Origin of the sequence: Pseudalkalibacillus hwajinpoensis, assembly GCF_039851965.1 — a bacterium.
GTDB classification, from domain to species: Bacteria; Bacillota; Bacilli; order Bacillales; family Guptibacillaceae; genus Guptibacillus; species Guptibacillus hwajinpoensis_E.
This window is the reverse complement of record NZ_CP156674.1, coordinates 487084-511889: the sequence shown is the minus strand read 5'-3', so window position 1 is coordinate 511889 and position 24806 is coordinate 487084. Positions and strand designations below refer to the sequence as shown.

Below are 24806 nucleotides of genomic sequence, written 5' to 3'. Positions count from 1 at the left end.
TAGTGATATAACGTGCAGGATCGGGGTGAAAGTTCATGAACTGGTATAACATGACTAAACGAGAGGTAGCAGAAGAATTAGAGGCGGATGTAGACGTTGGCATGACCTCGGATGAGGCTGTTCGGAGAAGAAAAGCCTTCGGACCGAATCAGCTTGATGAGGCGGAACGACCATCTATGATTTTGATGTTCTTAGCTCAGTTTAAGGATTTTATGGTCGTTGTGCTGCTTGCCGCAACGCTTATTTCAGGGTTGCTTGGTGAATATCTGGATGCCATTGCTATTATCCTGATTATCCTCGTAAATGGGATTCTCGGTTTCGTACAGGAAAGAAAAGCAGAAAAGTCCCTTCAGGCGTTGAAGCAATTGTCCTCACCAAAAATGAAAGTTCTTCGGAATGCTCAGTGGGTAACAATCCAAGCACGGGAAGCTGTTATAGGGGATATTGTGCGTCTGGAAAGTGGCGACAGAATCGGAGCGGATGTACGGCTTCTTACCTGTCAGGATCTGCTCATTGAAGAATCAGCGCTTACTGGAGAGTCACTCCCCGTCCTCAAACATCCTGAGCCCATAATAGATAATGACCCTGGCCCCGGCGATCAACCTAACATGGGGTTTATGGGAACTCTTGTTACAAAGGGAAGAGGCACAGGGATCATCACGGCCACTGGTATGAAAACAGAAATGGGTAAAATTGCCCATTTGATACAATCGGCAGATACGATGGAAACACCGCTTCAGCACCGACTTGAACAGCTGGGAAAAATTCTAATTGCGGCCGCCTTGCTTTTAACGGCAATGGTTGTTGTCCTTGGTATCATTCAGGGCCGTGATGTGTATAGTATGTTTTTAGCAGGCGTCTCACTTGCGGTTGCAGCAATCCCTGAAGGATTGCCAGCCATTGTAACAATTGCTTTAGCGATTGGTATGCAGAAGATGAGTAATCGGAAAGCGATTGTGAGAAAGCTCCCGTCCGTTGAAACGCTCGGATGTGCAACGGTGATTTGCTCCGACAAAACAGGTACGCTGACACAAAATAAAATGATGGTGACGAAGCTATGGGCCGGTGGAGAAACATGGGATGTGACCGGGTCAGGTTATTCGCCATACGGTGACTTCTTTAAAGGGAAGACGCGTGTTTATTCTGATGAAGAGCGTTCATTAAAACAACTGTTAACATTTGGCTTGCTATGCAGTAACGCTAGTGTCGTTGAGCGGAATGGAGAATACCTTCTTGATGGCGATCCTACAGAGGGAGCACTAGTGGCCGCTGCGATGAAAGCTGGTTTGACAAATGAGATTAGGGAAGAAGAGTTTACGATTATTCAGGAGTTCCCGTTTGATTCGAATCGGAAAATGATGAGTATCGTAGTGGAAGATTCCGCGGGCAAGCGCTTTGTGATTGCCAAAGGGGCACCGGATATCGTACTCAAACAATGCGAGTCTGTTCTCTGGAATGAAAGAAAGGCTTCGCTCCGAAAAAGCTATGAACGAGAGATTCAGGATCAACTTGCATCGTTTGGGGAAATGGCGCTTAGAACAATAGCTGTCGCTTATAAACCGATTCAAAACGAAGACAATATGCTTCACAGTGTTCAAGCAGAGTCAAGACTGACATTCGTAGGCTTAGAAGGGATGATTGATCCTCCCCGGGAAGAAGTGAAACAGGCTGTCGCTGACTGTAAAACGGCTGGAATTAAAACGATTATGATAACGGGTGACCATGTCACAACGGCAACTGCTATCGCTCGTAACCTTGGGATATTACCGGAGCGAGGGCGGGTGATGGAAGGGAGCAAACTTTCTTCGTTAACAGTTGAAGAGCTTGAAAATCAAGTAGAAGATACGTATGTTTTCGCTCGGGTATCACCTGAGCATAAGTTGAAAATCGTAAAAGCTCTTCAAAATAAAGGTCATATTGTAGCGATGACGGGAGATGGGGTAAACGATGCTCCTGCAATCAAAGCAGCGAATATTGGTATCTCAATGGGGCAATCAGGAACCGATGTTGCAAAAGAAGCCTCATCTCTTATTCTAAGTGATGATAATTTCGCGACAATACGTGCAGCGGTTGAAGAAGGACGGAATATTTACGAAAACATAAGGAAATTTATCCGTTACTTACTGGCTTCAAACGTGGGTGAAATCCTCGTGATGCTGTTTGCGATTCTCTTAATGCTGCCGCTCCCCCTCGTCCCTATTCAGATACTCTGGGTGAATCTAGTAACAGATGGACTGCCAGCAATGGCACTTGGGCTTGATCCAGCAGAGGGCAATGTGATGAATAGGGATCCGAGGAAACCAAAAGAAGGCGTGTTTGCAAGAGGGCTTGGTTGGAAAATCATTTCACGTGGAATTATGATAGGAGCGTGTACACTCGCCGCCTTTATGATCTGTTATAGCGAAAATCCAAATGATCTCGTTAAAGCACAAACAGTTGCCTTCGCTACGCTTGTTCTTGCCCAGTTGATTCATGTATTTGACTGTAGAAGCGAACGATCTGTGTTTCACCGCAATCCATTTGAAAATAAAGCACTTGTTTTAGCCGTGCTTTCGTCAATAGGATTATTGGTAGGGGTCATTTACTATGAGCCATTGCAGCCTATTTTCCATACGACTTATTTATCGATGAGAGAATGGATGTTAATTCTTGTTTTCTCAAGTATTCCTACGTTTCTACTTGCCGGGGCTGCATTATTCAAGAAAAATAATAGCATCCACAGAGGATGAATTATATCCTCTGTTTTTTCTTTGAAATTCCATTAGTTCCTTTTGTTGTAAAAACGAAATTTGGCTTATTCTAGTGAAACTTTAGTTTCATAGGGCATTAATGAACCTAATATCAAAAGCGTGCATTAATAAAGCCTTTTGTTAGGACATATGACACATGGTGAGATATCCCTTTGTTTCAGTTTAATGAAGTGGTACAATTGGTAAGAATAGCTATTGGATGTGATAAAGTGAAACTTCCATCAGAGGGGGGGTTGTTTCATCCCGCTGATGGTTAGTTGAACCAATCGGACCTTTAGGGGCAGTTGACCCGCACCTAATTGTCTCGATTGATTTACATTTTGAGGTGGGGGTTTTACTGCCCCTTAAGGTGGGATAAAATGAGTAAAAGCATGACTGGATATGGAAGAGCATCATGTGAACGGAATGATATTCAGCTAACGATTGAAGTTAAATCGATAAATCATCGTTACTTTGATGGGTCATTTCGCATGCCCAAAGCTTTATTGCATTTAGAAAGTAAAATGAAGACAGCCATTCAGCGCTATGTAAATCGAGGGAAAATCGACGTTTACCTTACGATCGATGGGGCGGGATTTTCTTCGAGTGTCGTAAAGCCGGATTGGCATCTGCTCGATCAGTACATAACCGTTTTAAGGCAGGCAGCCGAACGCTACAGTCTTAAAGATGATGTCTCTGTTGCTTCGTTACTTAGCCTGGACGATGCCTTCTGTGTACAGAAGAAAGAAATAGGTATCGAACAGATGGAAGAATTGATTTTTGAAACACTTGATCAAGCAGTTAAGTCATTAGTTGAAATGAGATGTAATGAAGGAAAGGCCCTTAATCGAGATATTCAAGTGAAACTTACGGGGATGGAAGAGGAGATTGCAGCTATTTCTCATCTTTCCGAACAAGTACCCATCGCTTTTGAAAAGCGAATACGAAGCAGGCTTGAAGGGTTTAAGGAGCTTGAGGAAGTAGACGAAGGGCGGATTCTAGCAGAAGTTGCTGTTCTTGCTGATAAGGCAAGTATCGATGAAGAAATCATCAGGCTCCGTAGTCATCTAACCCAATTCCATGATATTCTTACTAGTGATGGTGTCGTAGGGAGGAAACTTGATTTCTTAGTACAGGAAATCAATCGGGAGCTGAATACTATCGGTTCAAAGTCTTCACACCATAAGATCAGTCAACATGTCGTTGATCTTAAAAGCGAAGTGGAAAAGATTCGTGAACAGGTTCAAAATATTGAATAAATCTGTATCTATCGTTAAAAAACACCCTACTGGTGTAAAAATAGAATCGTGATTCTTGGGAGGAACGACCATGAGTATTAAATTAATCAATATCGGGTTTGGTAACATCGTAAACGCCAACCGGATAGTCTCAATTGTTAGTCCAGAATCGGCACCAATTAAACGAATTATTACTGTTGCAAGAGATCGCAATATGCTTGTGGATGCAACATACGGTCGAAGAACACGCGCTGTCATTATTTCTGACAGTGACCATGTGATTCTTTCGGCGGTCCAACCTGAAACGGTAGCTCAACGTCTTGTTAATAAAGACGAGCTGTCAGACGAGTAACATCTAGAAAGTGGAGGTAAGTATGGAAAAAGAACGGGGATTGTTAATTGTTCTTTCTGGCCCTTCAGGCGTTGGAAAAGGAACAGTAAGGAAAGCATTCATGCAGGATGCAGAGGAAGTACAGTATTCCATCTCTGTCACAACACGTAAACCGCGTGAGGGTGAAGTGAATGGAGTTGATTACTTTTTTAAATCACGCGAAGAATTTGAGAGTATGATTGAAGATAATAAACTGCTTGAGTTTGCTCAATATGTTGGAAACTATTACGGAACGCCTGTTGATTATGTTGAAGAGACGTTACAGTCTGGAAGAGATGTGCTCCTTGAAATTGAAGTCCAGGGTGCGAAGCAAGTTCGTAAGCATTTTCCGGAAGGAGCTTTTATCTTCCTTATGCCCCCTAGCTTAAGTGAACTAAGAAATCGGATCGTCAACCGTGGTACGGAATCGAATGATTTGATAGATAACCGTATGGGTGTCGCGAAAGAAGAAATTGAATTGATTGATCAATACGATTATATCGTTGAAAATGATCAAGTCGAGTTAGCCTGTGAGCGAATTCATGCTATTATTACAGCTGAGCACCTTAGACGTGATCGTCTTGCCCATAAATATAAGAATGTAACGGAGGTTAAATAATGATTTTATATCCATCGATTGATTCACTAATGGACAGAATTGATTCAAAATACACGCTTGCAACGCTTTCGGCTAAGAGAGCGCGCGTTATTCAACAGACGGGTAACGTGTACGTTGACCGTCCACAGTCAGTAAAAGCTGTCGGTAAAGCACTTGAAGAAGTAATGGACGGCAAACTACTTGCTGATGGAATGATAGAAGATTGATGTGAGAGTAACAACCTATGAGAATAGGTTGTTATTTTTTTCTTGCTTCGGTTAGTTTTGGGATGATTCATGCTCTTTTACGCCGTGAAACTAAGGTTTCACTCGGATCAGCTCAAAATCGAGCGTGTAATGTAATTGATTTTATTATAGTGTAATAAAATTAACTATAATAATATTATGTTAACTATTGAGGTGGAAGGTGAAACGTGATGAGTCTCAAAGGGAAAAAGATTCTTCTGTGTGTTAGTGGAGGTATTGCTGTTTTTAAGGCGGCAGCGTTGACGAGTAAATTGTTTCAAACAGGGGCGGAAGTAAAGGTGTTAATGACCGATTCGGCCACTGAGTTTGTGACACCGTTAACTTTTCAAACATTGTCAAGAAATGATGTTTATAAAGATACATTTGAAGAAAAAGATCCAGGTTCCGTTGCACATATTGATCTTGCTGACTGGGCTGATCTTGTGTTGATTGCCCCAGCTACTGCGAATATGATCGGAAAGCTAGCAAATGGAATAGCAGACGATATGATGTCAACGACGTTACTTGCTACACAGGCACCTGTATGGGTTGCGCCAGCGATGAATGTTCACATGTACGATCACCCTGCGGTGAAGAAGAACATGAATGTGCTAAGGTCGTTCGGTTGTCATTTTCTTGAACCCGGTGAAGGATTGCTGGCATGTGGCTATGTCGGAAAGGGACGAATGGCTGAGCCGGAGGACATCCTTTCAACGCTTCATATCTACTTCAACAGCCCGAGTGATCTTGAAGGAAAAAAAATTGTCGTTACGGCAGGTCCAACAAGAGAACCCATTGATCCGGTCCGCTATTTTACAAACTACTCCTCTGGCAAAATGGGCTTTGCGCTTGCTGAAGAAGCTGCAAAGCGAGGGGCTGAGGTTACGTTAATTACAGGTCCTGTATCATTGTCAACACCCGAACGCGTCGAGCGAATCGATGTGGTTACGGCAGATGAAATGTATCATGAAGTTATGGCAGCTGCTGAGAACGCAGATGTGCTGATTATGGCAGCTGCAGTAGCTGATTATCGACCAGCCTACATAGCTTCTGAAAAAGTAAAGAAATCAGAGGGTTCTATGGCTATAGAAATGGAGCGGACAAAGGATATTTTGTGGACGCTCGGGCAAATGAAAACAAATCAAATTCTCGTAGGCTTTGCAGCTGAATCAGAGCGATTAGATGAGTTTGCACAGAAGAAGCTTGAAAAGAAAAACCTTGATCTTATCTGTGCCAATAACATTAAATCGGAAGGGGCCGGATTTGATAAAGACACGAATATCATGACGCTGTTAAGAAGAGATGGCGAGCGATTGGAGCTTCCTCTTCAATCGAAGCATGATGCCGCAAACCGTATTCTTGATGAAGTCATTCGATTGGACGTGACGCGTAAATGATTGCTAAAGTCATTGTGGACGTTCCGGCGAATCAAACGGATCGCTTGTTTGATTATGCTATTCCGGAAGCGTGGGAGGAAATGATTGAACCGGGAATGCGCGTTGTTGTTCCGTTTGGCCCAAGAAAAATTCAGGGTTTCGTGATTGCTGTTGCGACTGATTCTGAACACGATAAATTAAAAGAAATTAGCGAAGTGAAAGATGTTACGCCAGTGCTGACGAAGGAGCTCTTAGACCTGGGTTTCTGGTTAACAGAAAAAACGCTCTGTTACGCTGTTTCTGCACTTCAAGTGATGCTTCCCGCTGCAATGAAAGCGAATGTTACTAAGACAGTGGTTCATGGTAATTGCCAGAATGAAGCGGCTACCTGGCATCGGATGGTAGCGAATGGAGGGGTGAAGTGGGATGACTTTCTCTCTCATTTCAGTCATAAAGAGCTAAACCGTGCGATTAAGAATGATGAACTTGAAGTTCGGTATGATGTGAAAGAAAAAACAGCTCCGAAAACGATGCTTTCTATTACCTCCGTGCTAACTCCTGAAGAGCTAAGCGTGGAGAAAGAAAAGATGGGCAGCCGTGCATTAAAACAACAGGAAATCATGCAGTATTTTGTTGATCATACTGGTGCTGTCTCATATAAAGAATTAATGGGTACTCTCGATACAACGCGATCGACGATAAAATCGCTCGTTTCAAAATCCATTTTAAAAGAAGAGGAAGTAGAGCTATATCGCGATCCATACAAAGGGCGAAGCTTTAAGACTTCTGCTCCACTGGAGCTAACAGATCTTCAGCAACAGGTCATTTCTCCGATACTAGAAAGTATTGAAATAGAGAAGCATGAAACATTTCTTATCCACGGTGTAACTGGAAGTGGAAAGACAGAAATCTATTTGCAGTCGATTCATCGTGTTCTTGAACAGGGGAAAGAAGCGATTGTACTCGTACCGGAAATTTCATTGACACCTCAAATGGTGACCAGGTTTAAAAGTCGGTTTGGATCTGAAGTAGCGGTTCTTCACAGTGGACTATCCAGAGGAGAAAAGTACGATGAGTGGCGAAAAATCCACCGAAAAGAAGTGAAAGTCGTTGTCGGTGCTAGATCTGCTGTATTTGCTCCGTTTACAAACCTGGGTATTATTATTATTGATGAAGAACATGAAGGAAGCTACAAACAAGAAGAAAACCCACGTTATCATGCGCGGGATGTTGCGATTAAGCGTGGCGAGCAGTACCGCTGTCCTGTTGTGCTCGGTAGCGCTACACCATCACTCGAATCTTATGCCAGAGCTTCGAAAGGTGTTTACAAGTTGCTTGAATTATTAAAGCGCGTGAATAAACAGGAAATGCCCTCCGTATCAATTGTTGATATGAGAGAAGAATTGCGCTCAGGAAACAGGTCGATGTTTTCAAATGAGCTTTACGATAAGTTGAAAGAGAGACTAGAGAAGAAAGAGCAAACTGTTCTTTTTTTGAATAGGAGAGGGTATTCCACCTTTGTTATGTGCCGTGATTGCGGCTTTGTTGTTGAATGTTCGCATTGCGACATTAGTTTAACGTATCACAAAATCAATGGAACGATGCGCTGTCACTATTGCGGTCATGAGGAAAAGTTCCCTACCAAATGTCCAGAATGCGAAAGCGAACATATTCGGTTCTTCGGAACAGGGACACAGCGGGTAGAAGAAGAACTGACGAAAATTTTACCCGAGGCAAGGGTAGTAAGAATGGATGTCGATACGACACGTCGAAAAGGGTCTCATGAAAAGCTGTTGAATCAGTTCGGAGAAGGAAAAGCAGATATTCTTCTCGGTACGCAAATGATAGCGAAAGGCCTTGATTTTCCAAACGTGACGCTTGTTGGGGTTCTAGCTGGTGATGCGATGCTGCACCTACCTGATTTTCGAGCCTCAGAGAAAACGTTCCAATTACTTACACAGGTAAGTGGACGAGCCGGGAGACATTTGTTGCCAGGTGAAGTTGTGGTCCAATCATACACGCCTGAGCACTACAGTATTGAAATGGCTGCTGATCATGATTATCAGGCATTCTATCAGCGAGAAATGGTAACGAGAAAGCAATTCGGTTACCCGCCTTTTTATTTTCTAGCGATGATAAACGTGTCACATGAGGAGCTCACCAAAGCGGTGGATGTGACGGAAAAAATCACCAGCTTCTTAAAAGAGAATTTATCTCCAGCAAGTGTCGTGCTTGGACCAGTCGCCTCATCGATTCCGAGGATCAAAGATAGATATCGCTATCAATGCATGATAAAATACAAAGTTGAACCAAAATTACATGAGAAGTTACGAGAAATTCAAAAGCACTTTTCAAAAGAAATTAGCCGTGGTGGATTACAGCTAACAATTGATACGCAGCCTTATATGATGATGTAAATTAGTTCGAAAGGGAGAATGACGTTGGCCATAAGAGAAATTGTATTGCATCCAAATGAGGTGCTTGAAGTGGAATGTAGACGTGTTGAAACGTTTGATACAGCGCTACATAATTTGCTTGACGATATGTTTGAAACCATGTATGCAGCTGAAGGAGTTGGTCTTGCAGCACCTCAAATCGGAATCGATCACCAAATTGCGGTTGTTGATACAAGGGAGGAAGAAGCGTTGGAGCTTATTAATCCTGAGATCGTGAAATCTACCGGTGGAAATGAAGTCGATCTTGAAGGTTGCCTCAGTTTTCCAGGAGTGTTTGGAGAAGTAGAGCGTCCGTATCGCATAACACTAAAGGCCCAGAATCGTTTCGGTAAGGACTTTAAACTGAAAGCAGAAGGTTTTTTTGCAAGAGCGATTCAACACGAAATTGACCACCTGCATGGTGTTCTGTTTACTGAAAAAGTCATTCGCTATATTGATCCTGAGACGGAAGGAGAGGAAGAGTAACAATGGCGAAAATTGTATTTATGGGAACGCCTGATTTTTCTGTTCCTGTGCTTGATATGTTAGTAGATGAAGGGTATGAAATTACCGGCGTAGTAACGCAGCCTGACCGTCCGAAGGGCAGAAAACGTGTGATGACCCCGCCGCCTGTAAAGGTTGCTGCTTTGAAGCATGGTTTACCTGTTTTGCAACCTGAAAAGGTGAAAGATCCAAAACAACTTCAGCCGATCCTTGACTTGAACCCGGATTTAATCGTAACAGCTGCCTTTGGACAGATTCTTCCGAAACGGCTGCTTGATGCACCAGAATACGGATGTATCAATGTCCATGCCTCTCTCTTACCAGCATTTCGTGGAGGGGCGCCGATCCATTATTCGATTCTTCAGGGAAATAAGGAGACGGGCATTACGATTATGTATATGGTAGAGAAATTAGATGCAGGCGATATCCTAACGCAATCGGTCGTACCGATTGAAGAACGTGACCATACCGGTAGTCTGCATGACAAGTTAAGCGCATCAGGTTCCAAGCTTCTAAAAGAAACGCTTCCAAAACTCTTGAATGATAAACTAACGCCAGTCAAACAAAACGATGCAGAAGCTACGTTTGCTCCTAATATTAAACGTGATCAGGAGAAGATTGACTGGTCGAAACCGGGTGAAGAGATTTATAATCACATTCGAGGTCTTCATCCATGGCCTGTAGCATTTACAGAATATGAAGGTAAGGTAATGAAGATTTGGTGGGGTGAAAAGGTTGAAAGCGTTGAAAAGGCAGCACCTGGAACCGTGCTATACACTGAAAGCGACGGCCCAGTCATTGCAACGGGTAACACCACTGCGATTAAACTTACTGATATTCAACCCGCTGGTAAGAAACGGATGACATCCTCTCAGTATCTACAAGGACGAACATTCGATAAAAATGAAAGATTTGGTGAATAACACATGACTAATGTACGAGAAGCAGCACTTGACGTAATTGAAAAAATCAATAAAAATCAGGCATATAGTAACCTGCTGTTAAATGAAACGATTAAAAAGCATCAGCTGAGCCGTAAAGATACTGGTTTATTAACGGAGATCGTCTATGGAACGATCCAGCGTAAGAAGACGCTCGATTTCTATCTAGATGATTTTCTTACAAACCGCAAAAGAGTTCAAAACTGGGTTATTTCACTTTTGCAACTTTCACTTTACCAGATGATTTACCTAGATCGCGTTCCGGACCGTGCAATTATCCATGAAGCGGTGGAAATTGCTAAGAAGCGCGGACACAAAGGGATCAGTGGATTGGTCAATGGCGTTCTCCGCAATACCCAGCGTAAGGGCCTTAGAAATCCGGAGGAAATTGGAGACGTTGCAGAACGTATTTCGATTGCGAAAAGCCACCCGCTCTGGCTTGTTCAGCGCTGGATTGAGCAGCTTGGAGTTGAAGCTACGGAAGCAATGTGTGAAGAAAACCTTCTTGCTCCTTACGTGACAGCCAGGGTAAATTCGATGAAAACCTCCGTTGATCAGGTGATAAAGGATCTTGAAAGTGAAGGCGTTGAAGTTGTTAAGGGGAGCCTTTCGGTTGATGGTGTCAAAGTTATTGAAGGCAAGCTTTTTGAGACCAATGTTTATAAGCGTGGTGATTTAACGGTCCAAGATGAAAGTTCAATGCTTGTCGCAAGAGCGCTTGGAGTGGAGCCGGGTCAGTCTGTACTTGATGCATGTGCTGCACCGGGTGGAAAGACAACACATATTGCAGAACGTCTAAATGGCTCAGGCCACGTGAATTCACTTGAACTACATGCTCATAAAGTGAAGTTGATTAAGAAGCAGGCAGAACGATTGAAGCTATCTACGATTGAAGCAGAGACGCTTGATAGCAGAACGGTTTCTGAACGGTTTAAACCAAACTCATTCGATCGCATACTTGTTGACGCTCCTTGTACCGGTTTTGGTGTTCTTCGACGTAAGCCTGATATTAAATGGTCAAAACAAGAGGAAGACATAGATCGCATTACAAAGGTCCAAAAAGGGATTCTGGATTCACAGGCAAGTCTACTAAAACCTGGTGGAAAATTAGTTTATAGTACGTGTACAATAGAAGAGGCAGAAAACCAGGAAGTGGTAAAACAATTCCTCCAGGATCATCCTGAATTTGAGCTTGACCAGACACTTGCAGACCGATTGCCTGAAAAAGCTACACAGTATTGTGAAGATGGTCAGCTTCAACTGCTACCGCATTATTTCGGTACAGATGGTTTTTATATCGCATGTTTCATTAAAAAATAAAAGTTAACGGTGGTGAATCGCACAGAAATGAGCGGTTCATGCCACGTTAGCAGTGGAAATAAGAGACGGGGTGACCACATGCAAGCTGTAACATTGACAGACCGAGGACAAGTAAGGGCATACAATGAAGACAGTACAAATGCAGTGCAAAATAGCCTGGGTGAATATCTTGTAATTGTGGCTGACGGAATGGGCGGCCATCAGGCTGGAGATATCGCAAGTTCCCTTGCGGTTGAATCCATGCAAATGAGCTGGGAAGATGAGAAAGCTGGTTTCAGGCCAGGTAGAGCGGAAGCGTGGCTGTTACATACGATTCAAAAAGCAAATGAAACCATTCTAGATTACTCAAAAGAAAAGCCTGAATATGCGGGTATGGGAACAACCCTCGTTGCAGCCGTTTGTACGAATGAATTTATTACAATTGGTCATGTTGGAGATAGTCGGGCTTATTTGTTTGGTAGTAAGGTTCTTGATCAAAAGACCAGTGATCATTCTCTCGTCAATGAACTTGTGAAAAGCGGGCAGCTATCAGAAGAGGAGGCTGAGGATCATCCTCGAAAGAATGTCCTGTTGCGTGCGCTTGGAACCGACAAGGGTGTCAAGGTAGATATTCATACTTTCGAGTGGGACGAACAAGAGGCCGCCCTTTTTTGTTCTGATGGGCTAACAAATAAAGTATCAGACGAATTACTTCAAGAAGTGATGAATTCAGATCAAACGCTCGAAGAGAAAGCAGCTCAGCTAATCCGTTTCGCAAATGAAGCAGGGGGAGAAGATAATATCACAGTAGCGCTTATTCAGAATTCTCCTTCTGCAGGAAGTGATCGCTCATGTTAGGCAAACATATTAATGGGCGATATAAATTGCTTGAGGTCATCGGTGACGGTGGAATGGCAATTGTCTATAAAGCGCTGGATTTAATTCTTGATCGAACGGTAGCTGTTAAACTTTTGCGCCCGGAATTTTCACGAGACGATGAGTTTATTAAACGGTTTCGCCGAGAAGCGGAATCTGCAACCAGTTTGGATCACCCTAATATCGTGTCAATTTATGATGTAGGAGAAGAAGAAGACTTTTACTATATCGTAATGGAATACGTAGAAGGGACGACACTGAAACAAAAAATCCGTAACCGCGGAGCTCTACCCATAACAGAGGCTGTCGACATAATGAAACAAATGTCATCTGCCATTGAACATGCACATGAAAATCAGATTATCCATCGTGACATTAAACCTCATAATATTTTAATTAATGAGTATGGTGAAGCGAAAGTGACTGATTTTGGCATTGCGATGGCAATTACTTCTGCGACTATAACTCATACGAATTCTGTACTTGGATCCGTTCACTACTTTTCCCCGGAGCAAGCGCGTGGCGGCGTTGCAAATGAGCGATCGGACATTTATTCACTTGGTGTTGTGCTTTATGAAATGGTAACAGGGGTTCTTCCGTTTTCAGGAGATTCACCAGTATCCGTTGCTCTGAAGCATTTACAGGATCGTTTTCCGAAGCCAAGCTTGATCAATACGTCATTGCCTATAAATATCGAAAATATCATTATGAGGGCAATGGCAAAGGAGCCAGCTCAGCGATTTCAAAGTGCAAATGAGATGTATGAAGCACTTGACCTATCTCTAGACCCAACGAAAGAATATGACAGACCCGTCGAATCGACCGATGCTGAAGCAACCAAAATACTAACTCCTGTCACCCCAGATAACCCTAAAACAGAAGAAACAATAAAAACAGTAAAAACAGAGATTGATAACACTCCTCCCAAGAAGAAAAAGAAGGCAGGAAAAATCGCAACAATTGTCTTTCTCATTATACTTCTACTTGGTGGTGCTGCCGCCCTTGCCTTTACGTTTATGCCTGGCTTGTTTTATGTAAGTGACGTAGAAGTTCCTGATGTTACAGGTATGACCTACGAAGAAGCTAGAAACATATTAATTGAGCAGAAGCTTGATGTAAAAAAAGAAGAGCAGTTCAATGAAGAAGTAGAAGAAGATGATGTTATTAGCCAGGAGCCTGGGTCAGGGATTATGGTTAAAGAAGATAGCACCATCACGCTTAATGTCAGTTTAGGTGCGGAAAAAATGGAAATGGATGATTTTATTGGCAGATCCAAGAGTGAAGTAGAAGCATTATTAGATGAAGAAGGTTTTAAAAACGTGAAATACGAAGGGGAGTATCGTGACGATCCTGAAGGGGAAATCTATGACCAGAACCCTGAAGCAGGAAAAATGACCCTTCCGACGGAAGATCGCGTCATTATCTGGTATAGCCTCGGACCAGAGCCCGCCCTTCTTAAAGATTTAACGAATTTAACAAAAGAAGAAGCAGAAGCTTACGCAAAGGATATTAATGTATCTATATCGTATAACGATCCAGAGTTTAGTGATACGGTTGAAGAGGGAACTGTCATGGAGCAATCGCCTGGCGCTGTTACTGAGGTTAATGAGGGAGATGTCATAACCCTCACCTTATCTAAAGGGCCAGAGCCCGAACCAGAGCCTGAACCAGAGCCTGAACCAGAGCCGGAGCCCGAACCAGAGCCGGAGCCTGAACCAGAGCCGGAGCCTGAACCAGAGCCGGAGCCGTCTCCAGAAGAAGAAGCGATTGTTTTTCCAAACAAGTTCACTTTTGAAGTAAAAGAAGGCGAATCTCGTTTAATTGAAATTCTTTACACAGATTCGAAAACACCGAGTGGAGAAATTTCAGAAGAAATCACAGAAAAGAGTGAATTTGAGTTCGATATGACCATCTATCCAGGTGAGGAAGCATCTTATAAGGTCCTTGTCGATGGGAAAGAGAAAAAAGAGAATTCAAAAACGATCACGTACGAACAAGCGAAACAAAAATATGGAAAAAACGAGTAAGGAGTCCTACATGGCAGATGGAAGAATAATTAAAGCGTTAAGCGGCTTTTATTACGTGCAGGATGAAAGAAACAAGGAGATTTACCAGTGCAGAGGTAGAGGGAACTTTAGGAAGCGTAAAATCACTCCTCTTGTGGGAGATTATGTGGTTTATGAAGCAGAAAACAAAACGGATGGCTATGTTCTGGAGATTAATGAACGTGAAAACGAATTAGTCAGACCACCTATTGCGAATGTGGATCAGGCATTTCTCGTTTTTTCAGCTACCCAGCCTTCTTTTAATACCCAGCTGCTTGATAAATTTCTCGTTCATATCGAAGCAAGTGATATCAAACCGGTTATCTGTATTTCCAAAATTGATCTGGTTTCAGAATCTCTTGAAAAGGAGGTTCTGGCATATGGAGAAGACTATCAAGCGATTGGATATGATGTCGTAGTTACCTCCACTCAAAGCTTATCAGGTGTGTCAGAAATAGCACCGTATTTTGAGGATAAGGTGACTGTGTTTGCCGGGCAGTCTGGCGTTGGTAAATCATCGTTGCTTAATGCGATTAATCCTGAGTTAGATCTTGATACGAGTGACATTTCCACTCATCTTGGCCGTGGAAAGCACACAACCCGCCACGTGGAACTTATTCCATTTGGATCAGGGCTAGTAGCTGATACGCCGGGCTTTAGTTCGCTGGATTTCAGAGGAATTGAAGCTGATGATTTATGGCTTTATTTTCCCGAGATTAGAAAAATAAGCAATGAGTGTAAATTTAGAGCATGTACACATCAGGCTGAACCGGGCTGTGCAGTGAAAATAGCTGTTGAGAACGACGAAATTAAACCTTACCGGTACGATCATTATTCTTCTTTCTTTCAGGAAATTAAGGACCAAAAACGGAGGTACTGATATGATAAAAATTGCACCATCGATCCTCGCCTCAGACTTTGCGAGATTGGGAGAAGAAGTAAAAGATGTTGAAGCGGCGGGCGCAGATTATATCCATGTTGATGTAATGGACGGGCACTTTGTCCCAAATATTACGATCGGGGCACCGATCGTCCGTGCACTGCGACCAGTGACATCGCTCCCGCTTGACGTTCATCTTATGATTGAAAATCCGGATCTCTTCATCGAGGAATTCGCTCATGCTGGGGCGGACATACTCACCGTTCATGCGGAAGCATGCCCCCATTTGCACAGGACGATTCAGCTGATAAAAAGTAAAGGTGTAAAAGCAGGTGTTGTCATAAATCCAGCTACACCAGTTGATGCGATCAAGCATGTAATTGAAGACGTAGATCTTGTTCTATTAATGACAGTAAACCCTGGATTTGGCGGACAGGCTTTCATCGAGAGAGTCGTTTCCAAAATTGCTGAAACCAAACAACTAGCCGATTCACTTGGCGTGTCGCCTGAGATTGAGGTCGATGGGGGCGTCAATGAAGAGACCGCTCGGAAATGCATAGAAGCTGGTGCAACCGTTCTGGTCGCTGGATCAGCCGTTTACAATCAATCTGACCGAAAAGCGGCGATTGATCGGATTCGAAAGGCATAAGGCAGCGGGTGAAAACCCCGCTGTTTTTTTATACGATATGATCGTATCTAACAAACAGAAGAGAGCGATCATAAGGAAGGGGAGACAAAATGAAGAAAGACAATAGACTTGTGCTGCTCGTTGAAATTGCGCTTATGGCGGCAATAGGAATTATTCTTGATTTACTATCACTCAGACTATGGCCAAATGGAGGTTCTGTATCCCTTGCAATGGTCCCGATTTTTGTCATTTCCTTCCGCAGAGGGCTCGGTCCAGGTCTAATCGCAGGATTACTCGTTGGTATTTTACAGCCGCTGATCAGCGCTCCCTTCTATGTACATCCGATTCAATTTCTGCTCGATTACCCTATAGCGTTTATGTTAGTGGGGACTGCGGGGTTATTTAGCGTATCCGCTACAGCAGTGAAGAGAAAGCGGATAACGATGATCGCCATCGGTTGTCTTGTTGGCTCATTGTGCAGATTAGCCAGTCATTTTGTTTCAGGCGTAGTCTGGTTTGGATATATGGCTCCAGAAGGGACACCTGTTGCGCTCTATTCAATTCTATATAACGCTTCATATTTGCTTCCAACAGCAGCCATATCGTTCGCTGTTATTGCACTGCTTTCGTCTACTGCTCCTAAGCTGGTTCATAACAAATGAAGAAAGAGCTCATTTATATTGTTGCTGGCGGTCCATTAGAAGACCTTCCGATCAATTTACTTAAGAATAAAGGTCAGGTCCGATGGATAGGCGTTGACAGAGGGGTCTACACACTGCTAAAAAATAATATTTTACCTGAGCGGGGATTCGGCGATTTCGACTCGGTTTCAGCAGCTGAACGGGAGTGGATGGAAACGCATGAGCTTTCGTTTACAGTCTATCCATCGGAGAAAGATCAAACGGACCTTGAAATCGCACTTGAGTGGGCTTTGAGTGAAGAGCCTGCTGAAATCGTAATGTTTGGTGTAACGGGGGGGCGTCTCGATCATAGCTGGATAAATGTTCAGATGTTAATCAAAGGAATTCGTTCGAATGCAAAAGTTGCAATCGAAGACCGTCTCAACCGTCTGGAAATAAAAGAGCCAGGAGCATACGATGTAGAAAGGGATCCCCGTTATCCATACATGTCATTTCTCTCGTTTACACCAGAAGTGGTTGGGTTAACTCTCCGCGGATTTCGTTACCCACTCCAGAATGAAACGGTCGTCTGGGGTTCAAGTTTATGTATTAGCAATGAGGTAGTAGAGGAAAATGGGTCTTATTCATTTGATCAGGGCATACTATTGGTGGTAAGAAGTTCGGACGCCGAACAGGAGGTTTAGGTACTATTTAAATTTCGGCGAATATAATAGTAATGCATCTTATATTCTCATATTGTTCATCCTGAGGTCCATTTTTTGACTTTCTGAGGAGGGGGAAATATGAAGTTCTATACGATTAAATTACCAAAGTTTCTCGGCGGTTTTGTGAGGGCTGTGCTCGGGTCTTTTAAAAAAAATGATTAACAGAGCAACAAAAAAAGCACCCTACGGGTGCTTTTTTAATGTTATTATACGCGTTCGATTTTACCTGATTTAAGAGCGCGAGCAGAAACGTAAACTTTCTTTGGTTTACCATCTACCATGATACGTACCTTTTGAAGGTTAGCACCAAATTTACGCTTTGTTGTATTCAACGCATGAGAACGCTTGTTACCAAACGCAGTCTTTCTACCAGTGATTGCACATTTAGCCATTTATTTCGACCTCCTTACTGTCCTACATTGCACAAAAAGTGCAGGATAAATCCTCCACTATAGTATCATGTAGGTGTAGTGAATGCAAGATGTTTAACTCTGGTTATCAAGAAAAAAACTTAACAGTAAAAGGTGATCAGAATAGACGTTTTGAATGACGAACTTTTAATATCACTGATATTGTAGTAAAATAACGTTAGCTCTGTACAGGATTTATTCTATATATAAAGTGAAACTTCCATTAGAGGGTATTTTCATTCATCCCCTCTGATGCTTAGTTGAACCAAACGGACCTTTAGGGACAGTTAACCCCCCACCTAAATGTCTTGATTGACCTATGTTCCCTGAGGGGGGTATTACTGTCTCTAAAGGGTAGGATAAAATTCATCAGGAGTGTCTGAATTACGATAGAATGAATATATGGTCAACACCCAAATCGCTAAGGGAGGAAATAGAATGGCAATTGAAATGAAAACCCAATACGGACAGATTGATATTTCGACGGAAGTGGTAGCTGCGATTGCAGGTGGCGCAGCGATCGACTGTTATGGTATCGTAGGTATGGCTTCTCAGAAGCAGCTTAAAGATGGCATTACTGAATTATTGGGAAAAGATAACTTTAGCAGAGGGATTGTAGTTCGCAAAGAAGAAGATGAGCTTAATATCGATATGTATATTATCGTGAGCTATGGTACGAAAATTTCAGAAGTGGCTCATAATGTTCAAACAAAAGTAAAGTACCAGCTTGACCAGATGCTCGGACTATCGGTGGATTCAGTAAACATCTACGTTCAAGGGGTCAGGGTGACCAACCCTTAAGTGGAGTAAGGAGGAACAGTCTGTGACGATTGAAAAGATTGACGGTAAACGATTTGCGCATATGGTTCTTGAAGGAGCAAACAATCTTTCTAAAAATGCGAAAATGGTTGATGCGTTAAACGTATTCCCGGTTCCTGACGGAGACACCGGTACGAATATGAATCTGACCATTACGTCAGGTGCAGCAGAAGTAAGAACAAGTAGTTCTGAGAAAGTAGGAGATGTGGCATCTCTTTTCGCAAGAGGCCTGCTTATGGGCGCTCGCGGAAACTCTGGCGTTATTCTTTCGCAATTATTTAGAGGTTTTTCAAAAGCGATTGAGGGCAAGTCTGAGGTTACTAGCGTTGAATTTGCTGCTGCACTCGAACATGGTGTGGACTCTGCTTATAAAGCTGTGATGAAACCTGTGGAAGGTACGATTTTAACAGTAGCAAAGGATGCTGCTAGAAAAGCTGTGAAATCCGCTAAAAAAATAACCGATGTAGTCGAACTAATGCAGGTAGTTGTGCAAGAAGGCAAAGCGTCTCTAGATCGGACGCCAGATTTACTTCCTGTTTTGAAGGAAGTAGGGGTTGTCGATTCAGGTGGCCAGGGCCTTCTTCTTATTTACGAAGGATTCCTCGCAGTCCTCGAAGGAAGAGAAACGCCGGATTCTTCAGTAGATCAGGAAAAAATGGACGAGCTAGTGCGTGCTGAGCATCACAAAGGTGCACAGGGTCACATGAAAACAGAAGATATCGAATTCGGATATTGTACTGAATTTATGGTTCAGTTTGAGGATGAGAAGCTAGCTAATTCTCCATACGATGAGGAAGCATTCAGAAATGAACTTGATAAGCATGGTGATTCCCTTCTTGTCGTTTCTGATGAGGATCTAGTGAAGGTACATATGCATACAGAATACCCTGGTAATATCATGACGTATGCACAAAATTACGGTAGTTTAATCAAGATTAAAATTGAAAACATGCGCGAACAGCATTCAACGCTTCTTAAAGAAGAACGTTCAGCTTCTAAGAAACAGGAAAAATCGGCTGAGCGTAAGAAGTATGGAATCATAACCGTTTCAATTGGTGAAGGCATTGCTGAACTCTTTGAAAGTCTTGGAGCGAGTTATGTGATTCCTGGTGGACAGACGATGAATCCGAGTACAGAGGATATTATTAAAGCTGTTGAAGCCGTTCACGCAGAAAATATTATTATTTTACCAAACAATAGTAATATTGTGATGACAGCTGAGCAAGCAGCATCCGTAGTGGAAGAAAATGTGATCGTCATTCCATCGAAGACAGTTCCTCAGGGCATTTCAAGTCTGCTTGGATTCAATCCATCCGTTGAACCTGAAGTGAATGAAGAAACGATGAAGGAAAGTCTTTCAGCTGTTAAATCTGGTCAGGTTACCTTTGCAGTAAGAGACACAAAAATTGATGGTATAGACATCGCAAAAGATGATTTCATGGGCATTGCTGATGGAAAAATCATGGTTTCTGAGGAATCTCGATTCGATGTCGCTTCATCGCTTTTGCAGTCGATGATTACTGATGATGATGAGATTGTTACTATTATTTATGGTGAAGACGCTGATGAAGAGGAAGCTGAAAAGCTGTTATCTTTCGTTGAAGATACTTTCGAATATGTGGAAGTCGAGCTTCATGCAGGTAAACAGCCGATTTATGCTTATATTATTGCTGTCGAGTAGACCGATAGATAAATAAATGCAGAAAAAGAAACGTGGCATGAGCCAGGTTTTCTTTTTCTGTTAACTGCCCTAATGAAAGGTGGAGTCATTGTGAAGTTTCGCAGTGTTTTTGATATTATTGGTCCGGTCATGATTGGCCCTTCTAGCTCACATACAGCCGGAGCAGCAAGGATCGGAAGAGTGGCGAGGCATCTGTTTGGACGTGAGCCAAAAAGCATCACCATTTCACTTTACGGTTCATTTGCAAGAACATATAAAGGTCATGGTACAGACGTAGCCCTTGTAGGTGGCGTGCTTGATTTTGATACTTATGATGAACGCATCGTGAATGCGCTTACAATAGCGGAGGAAAAGAAGATAAAGGTTCGGTTTATTGAAGAAGATGCGTTGACCGATCATCCGAATACAGCTCGAATTCAGCTATCGGATGAAAAGGGTGTGCTTGAGCTTGTTGGGATCTCAATTGGTGGTGGGAAAATTGAGGTAATTGAACTTAATGGCTTTGCGCTTGGTCTTTCTGGGAATAGCCCTGCCATCCTAGTCGTTCACAATGATCGCTTCGGTGCAATTGCTGGCGTATCAAATACGCTTGCAAAACATGAGATCAACATTGGTCATATGAACGTATCCAGAAAAGAAAAAGGGAAAGAGGCTCTTATGACGATTGAAGTTGATCAGAATATTCCTCAAGTAGTTCTGGATGCAGTCGAATTGTTACCAAATATAATCCAGGTAGCTAAAATTAGTGAGTAAGAGGAGGAATGACAATGTTTCGTAATGTAGCAGAACTAGTCGAGCTCGCACAGTCGAAGAATATACCGATATCTGAAGTGATGATTGAGCAAGAAATGGACTTTCGAGGTAGTAGCCGCGAGCAGGTTTACGAACAAATGAGAAATAACCTCGTTGTCATGGAGCAGGCAGTGAAACGAGGAATTACAGAAAACGTTCGTTCACACTCTGGCCTTACAGGTGGGGATGCTGTTCTTTTGCAGAACTATATGAAATCAGGTAACTCGCTTTCAGGTCAAACAATGCTTGATGCCGTCAGTAAAGCGATCGCGACGAACGAAGTGAACGCTGCTATGGGTACCATTTGTGCAACACCTACCGCTGGATCGGCTGGTGTTGTGCCAGGAACGCTTTTTGCGATTAAGGAAAAAGTGAATCCAACCGAAGAACAAATGGTCAGGTATTTGTTTACTTCCGGAGCGTTTGGATTTGTTGTAGCCAATAATGCCTCTATTTCGGGTGCTGCAGGCGGTTGTCAGGCTGAAGTTGGGTCAGCTACAGGTATGGCTGCTGCTGCTATTGTTGAACTAATGGGGGGAACACCTGAACAATCTTCACATGCCTTTGCGATCGCACTGAAGAACATGCTCGGGCTTGTTTGTGATCCAGTCGCGGGACTTGTGGAGGTTCCGTGCGTGAAACGAAATGCGATGGGCGCTTCCAATGCTCTTGTTGCAGCTGATATGTCACTAGCAGGAATCACTAGCCGAATTCCATGTGATGAGGTCATTGATGCTATGTATAAAATTGGTCAGACAATGCCTTCAGCACTTCGTGAAACAGCACAGGGTGGACTTGCTGCAACACCGACCGGTCGTGAACTTGAAGCGAAAATATTTGGCGTTGCCCTTGATAAGAAGTGATTGGGTATGGAGGAGAATATAACGCAAATAAAAGGAATTGGGGATGAGAAGGCTGCTTCACTTTCTTCAATCGGTATAAACAAAATTCGAGATCTAATTGAATACTTCCCGTTTCGCTATGAAGATTACGAGCTAAAGGATCTCTCAGAGGTAAAGCACGAAGAACGCGCAACGCTAGAAGGGAAAGTGCACAGTGAACCTGTTGTCCGCTTTTATGGGAAGAAAAAATCAAGGTTGTCTGTAAGGTTGTTAGTAGGAAAGTTCCTCATAACAGCCGTTTTTTTTAATCGCGCCTTTCTAAAAAAACAGTTTACCCTCGGACAAATCGTTACCGTAACAGGGAAATGGGATCAGCACAAAATGACACTCTCAGCCAATGAAATTACATTTTCTAGCCACAATCCTGATGGAACAATTGAGCCTATCTATCCAGTTGGGGGAGACGTGACAGTAAAGGCAATGAAGCGATACATTCAGCTTGCACTGAAGCAATTTGGGGATCAAATAGATGAAAATCTTCCACCGCAAATGTTAGAGCGATATAAGCTGATGCCACGGAAGAATGCTATCTTTATGATGCATGCGCCCACATCCCATGATGGCTTAAAACAGGCGAGAAGACGCTTTGTATACGAAGAGCTTCTACAATTTCAGTTAAAAATGCAAGTGTTTAGAAAAAAGGAGCGTGAAAGCACGGAAGGCGCTTCCCAGTACTATGAAAAAAAAGGTCTTGAAGAATTTATTCAGAGCCTTCCGTTTCCTTTGACTGGCGCTCAAAATCGCGTTGTCGGTGAAATATTGCGAGATATGGAAAGCCCATATCGAATGAATCGCCTGCTTCAGGGGGATGTAGGTTCTGGTAAAACGGTGGTTGCGGCAATCGGGTTATATGCTTCATATCTCGCTGGTAACCAGGGAGCGCTCATGGTGCCGACTGAAATTCTTGCTGAGCAACATTTTGAATCATTTCAAGAACTTCTCGGCGGAATTCTTAAGGTTGAACTTTTAACAGGTTCTGTCAAGGGAAAGAAGCGACGGGAAATTCTCGAAAGACTCGAGAACGGAGAAGTTGATTTATTGATTGGTACACATGCGTTAATTCAAGATGAAGTTGTCTTTCTGAAACTTGGATTGGTCATTACGGATGAACAGCATCGGTTCGGTGTAGGGCAGCGACGGGTACTAAGAGAAAAGGGCCTTAGCCCGGACGTTCTTTATATGACGGCAACGCCAATACCTAGAACGCTTGCGATTTCCGTTTTTGGAGATATGGATGTATCGACCATTGATGAAATGCCAGCGGGTCGAAAGCCGATTGAAACATACTGGGCAAAACCATCTATGCTGACCAGGGTACTAGAATTTGTCAAAAAAGAATTGGATCAGGGCAGACAGGGGTATGTGATCTGTCCGCTAATAGAAGAGTCAGAGAAACTAGACGTACAGAATGCGATCGACGTTCATTTCCAGATGCAAACTGCCCTGCCAGAGTATCAAGTTGGGTTGATGCATGGAAGATTGAGCTCTGATGAAAAAGAAGCTGTGATGGAGCAATTTAGTACAAAGGATGTTCAACTTCTCGTTTCTACTACTGTTGTAGAAGTTGGTGTTAACGTCCCCAATGCTACGATTATGGTTATTTATGATGCCGAACGGTTTGGGCTAGCTCAACTTCACCAGTTAAGGGGACGTGTTGGTCGCGGTAAAGACCAATCGTATTGTGTGCTGCTCGCTGATCCGAAATCTGAGGTCGGAAAGGAACGCATGCAAATCATGACGGAATCCAATGACGGATTTGTGCTCTCACAGCGAGACCTTGAACTTCGAGGACCTGGAGACTTTTTCGGTCGAAAGCAAAGTGGTTTGCCGGAGTTTAAAGTAGCAGACCTTGTGCATGATTACCGTGTTTTAGAAGTTGCAAGAAACGATGCCGCTGCCCTTGTAGAGTCAAGTGCATTCTGGGAAGACAGCACCTATACTAGTCTTAGGAACTACCTGACTGAACAGGGCGTGTTGAGCGGCGAGAAGCTTGATTAGCTTGCAAAATCATATGCTGCAGTATATACTAACTTTTAGGACCTAGTCATAAGAGTGAGGTAAAGAGGATCAAGTGATCCTCTTTTATCCGTTTATTAATGCTAGATAGGCGGCGGTAGCGTATGAAAAGGAGTAAAAAAGATAGACAGCAGCTTTTAAAGGAAACAATTGAAAGTACTCCGTTTATAACTGATGAGGAACTTGCAGATAAATTTGGTGTAAGTATTCAGACAATCAGACTTGATCGGTTAGAGCTTTCCATTCCGGAATTAAGAGAACGGATTAAATATGTGGCTCAGCAGCAGCTTGATGAAGTCAAAGCACTTCCGATCGACGAAGTAATTGGTCAGGTGATTGATTTGCAGCTTGATGAAAGTGCAATCTCTATTCTTGATATACGCACTGAACATGTATTTTCTAGGAACAAGATTGCGAGAGGCCATCATCTCTTTGCACAGGCGAATTCGCTCGCCGTTGCCATTATTAACGATGAGCTCGCACTGACTGCAACAGCGAACATCCGCTTTTCAAGTCAGGTGAAAGAAGGCGAACGAGTAGTAGCAAAAGCAACCGTAACCGAACGAAGCAAAGATCGCACGACTGTCGAAGTAAATAGCTTTGTTCAGAACGAAATTGTTTTAACCGGGGAATTTGTGATGTACCGCTCGACGAAATCCTGAAAGGAAGTTGAATGA

General features: G+C 43.0%; 24 protein-coding genes. 23 read left to right on the top strand and 1 reads right to left on the bottom strand.

Annotation, left to right across the window (positions count from 1 at the left end; translation table 11 throughout):
• Positions 1-35 precede the first annotated feature (35 nt).
• From ABFG93_RS02550 to spoVM, 17 genes are all read left to right on the top strand, one after another.
• Entirely contained in the window at positions 36-2729 is a 2694-nt protein-coding gene (locus tag ABFG93_RS02550) for a calcium-translocating P-type ATPase, SERCA-type (protein ID WP_347550401.1), read from the top strand.
• 380 nt (positions 2730-3109) lie between these two features.
• Complete coding sequence (locus tag ABFG93_RS02545) at positions 3110-3988, top strand: YicC/YloC family endoribonuclease (protein ID WP_347550400.1); 879 nt, start codon at positions 3110-3112, stop codon at positions 3986-3988.
• 70 nt (positions 3989-4058) lie between these two features.
• Positions 4059-4319: an extracellular matrix/biofilm regulator RemA gene (gene remA, locus ABFG93_RS02540; protein ID WP_159782328.1), complete on the top strand. Its 261-nt coding sequence runs from the start codon at positions 4059-4061 to the stop codon at positions 4317-4319.
• 22 nt (positions 4320-4341) lie between these two features.
• Positions 4342-4956: a guanylate kinase gene (gmk, locus tag ABFG93_RS02535; protein ID WP_347550399.1), complete on the top strand. Its 615-nt coding sequence runs from the start codon at positions 4342-4344 to the stop codon at positions 4954-4956.
• A complete protein-coding gene (rpoZ, locus tag ABFG93_RS02530; protein ID WP_431522036.1) occupies positions 4956-5162 on the top strand; it encodes a DNA-directed RNA polymerase subunit omega in 207 nt (68 codons plus the stop codon). Before gmk ends, rpoZ begins: the two co-directional genes overlap by 1 nt.
• A gap of 209 nt (positions 5163-5371) precedes the next feature.
• Positions 5372-6577 carry a bifunctional phosphopantothenoylcysteine decarboxylase/phosphopantothenate--cysteine ligase CoaBC gene (coaBC, locus tag ABFG93_RS02525; RefSeq protein ID WP_347552734.1) on the top strand — a complete coding sequence of 402 codons (1206 nt, stop codon included), beginning with the start codon at positions 5372-5374 and terminating at the stop codon, positions 6575-6577.
• A complete protein-coding gene (gene priA, locus ABFG93_RS02520) occupies positions 6574-8973 on the top strand; it encodes a primosomal protein N' (RefSeq protein WP_347550398.1) in 2400 nt (799 codons plus the stop codon). The genes coaBC and priA overlap by 4 nt, the downstream gene beginning before the upstream one ends.
• A gap of 24 nt (positions 8974-8997) precedes the next feature.
• Positions 8998-9477: a peptide deformylase gene (gene def, locus ABFG93_RS02515; RefSeq protein WP_347550397.1), complete on the top strand. Its 480-nt coding sequence runs from the start codon at positions 8998-9000 to the stop codon at positions 9475-9477.
• 2 nt (positions 9478-9479) lie between these two features.
• The gene (gene fmt, locus ABFG93_RS02510; RefSeq protein WP_347550396.1) at positions 9480-10418 is read left to right on the top strand and encodes a methionyl-tRNA formyltransferase; all 939 of its coding nucleotides are present in this window, start codon (positions 9480-9482) and stop codon (positions 10416-10418) included.
• 3 nt (positions 10419-10421) lie between these two features.
• The gene (gene rsmB, locus ABFG93_RS02505; protein WP_347550395.1) at positions 10422-11756 is read left to right on the top strand and encodes a 16S rRNA (cytosine(967)-C(5))-methyltransferase RsmB; all 1335 of its coding nucleotides are present in this window, start codon (positions 10422-10424) and stop codon (positions 11754-11756) included.
• 78 nt (positions 11757-11834) lie between these two features.
• Positions 11835-12593 carry a Stp1/IreP family PP2C-type Ser/Thr phosphatase gene (locus ABFG93_RS02500; RefSeq protein ID WP_347550394.1) on the top strand — a complete coding sequence of 253 codons (759 nt, stop codon included), beginning with the start codon at positions 11835-11837 and terminating at the stop codon, positions 12591-12593.
• Positions 12587-14638, top strand: coding sequence for a Stk1 family PASTA domain-containing Ser/Thr kinase (gene pknB, locus ABFG93_RS02495; RefSeq protein WP_347550393.1), 2052 nt, complete (start codon positions 12587-12589; stop codon positions 14636-14638). The genes ABFG93_RS02500 and pknB overlap by 7 nt, the downstream gene beginning before the upstream one ends.
• A 10-nt stretch (positions 14639-14648) precedes the next feature.
• Positions 14649-15536: a ribosome small subunit-dependent GTPase A gene (gene rsgA, locus ABFG93_RS02490; protein WP_347550392.1), complete on the top strand. Its 888-nt coding sequence runs from the start codon at positions 14649-14651 to the stop codon at positions 15534-15536.
• Between the two features lies 1 nt (position 15537).
• Entirely contained in the window at positions 15538-16185 is a 648-nt protein-coding gene (gene rpe / locus ABFG93_RS02485) for a ribulose-phosphate 3-epimerase (protein ID WP_347550391.1), read from the top strand.
• A gap of 89 nt (positions 16186-16274) precedes the next feature.
• A complete protein-coding gene (gene thiT / locus ABFG93_RS02480; protein WP_347550390.1) occupies positions 16275-16826 on the top strand; it encodes an energy-coupled thiamine transporter ThiT in 552 nt (183 codons plus the stop codon).
• Positions 16823-17488 carry a thiamine diphosphokinase gene (locus tag ABFG93_RS02475; RefSeq protein WP_347550389.1) on the top strand — a complete coding sequence of 222 codons (666 nt, stop codon included), beginning with the start codon at positions 16823-16825 and terminating at the stop codon, positions 17486-17488. Before thiT ends, ABFG93_RS02475 begins: the two co-directional genes overlap by 4 nt.
• A 99-nt stretch (positions 17489-17587) precedes the next feature.
• On the top strand, positions 17588-17671 hold the full coding sequence (gene spoVM, locus ABFG93_RS02470) for a stage V sporulation protein SpoVM (RefSeq protein ID WP_347552733.1): 84 nt from the start codon (positions 17588-17590) through the stop codon (positions 17669-17671).
• A 44-nt stretch (positions 17672-17715) separates the two neighbouring features.
• Here spoVM and rpmB read toward each other — a convergent pair whose 3' ends face one another.
• Complete coding sequence (gene rpmB, locus ABFG93_RS02465) at positions 17716-17901, bottom strand: 50S ribosomal protein L28 (RefSeq protein ID WP_347550388.1); 186 nt, start codon at positions 17899-17901, stop codon at positions 17716-17718.
• 456 nt (positions 17902-18357) lie between these two features.
• On the opposite strand from rpmB, the gene ABFG93_RS02460 reads away from it, so the two are divergent.
• The 6 genes from ABFG93_RS02460 (at position 18358) to fapR (ending at position 24791) form a co-directional block, all read left to right on the top strand.
• Positions 18358-18720: an Asp23/Gls24 family envelope stress response protein gene (locus ABFG93_RS02460; RefSeq protein ID WP_347550387.1), complete on the top strand. Its 363-nt coding sequence runs from the start codon at positions 18358-18360 to the stop codon at positions 18718-18720.
• Positions 18721-18742: 22 nt separating this feature from the next.
• Positions 18743-20419: a DAK2 domain-containing protein gene (locus ABFG93_RS02455; protein WP_347550386.1), complete on the top strand. Its 1677-nt coding sequence runs from the start codon at positions 18743-18745 to the stop codon at positions 20417-20419.
• Between the two features lie 90 nt (positions 20420-20509).
• On the top strand, positions 20510-21172 hold the full coding sequence (gene sdaAB / locus ABFG93_RS02450) for an L-serine ammonia-lyase, iron-sulfur-dependent subunit beta (protein ID WP_347550385.1): 663 nt from the start codon (positions 20510-20512) through the stop codon (positions 21170-21172).
• A 14-nt stretch (positions 21173-21186) separates the two neighbouring features.
• The gene (gene sdaAA / locus ABFG93_RS02445; RefSeq protein ID WP_347550384.1) at positions 21187-22074 is read left to right on the top strand and encodes an L-serine ammonia-lyase, iron-sulfur-dependent, subunit alpha; all 888 of its coding nucleotides are present in this window, start codon (positions 21187-21189) and stop codon (positions 22072-22074) included.
• Between the two features lie 6 nt (positions 22075-22080).
• Entirely contained in the window at positions 22081-24111 is a 2031-nt protein-coding gene (recG, locus tag ABFG93_RS02440; RefSeq protein ID WP_347550383.1) for an ATP-dependent DNA helicase RecG, read from the top strand.
• A 122-nt stretch (positions 24112-24233) separates the two neighbouring features.
• Positions 24234-24791, top strand: a complete 558-nt coding sequence (gene fapR, locus ABFG93_RS02435; RefSeq protein ID WP_347550382.1) for a transcription factor FapR — start codon at positions 24234-24236, stop codon at positions 24789-24791.
• Positions 24792-24806: the final 15 nt, after the last annotated feature.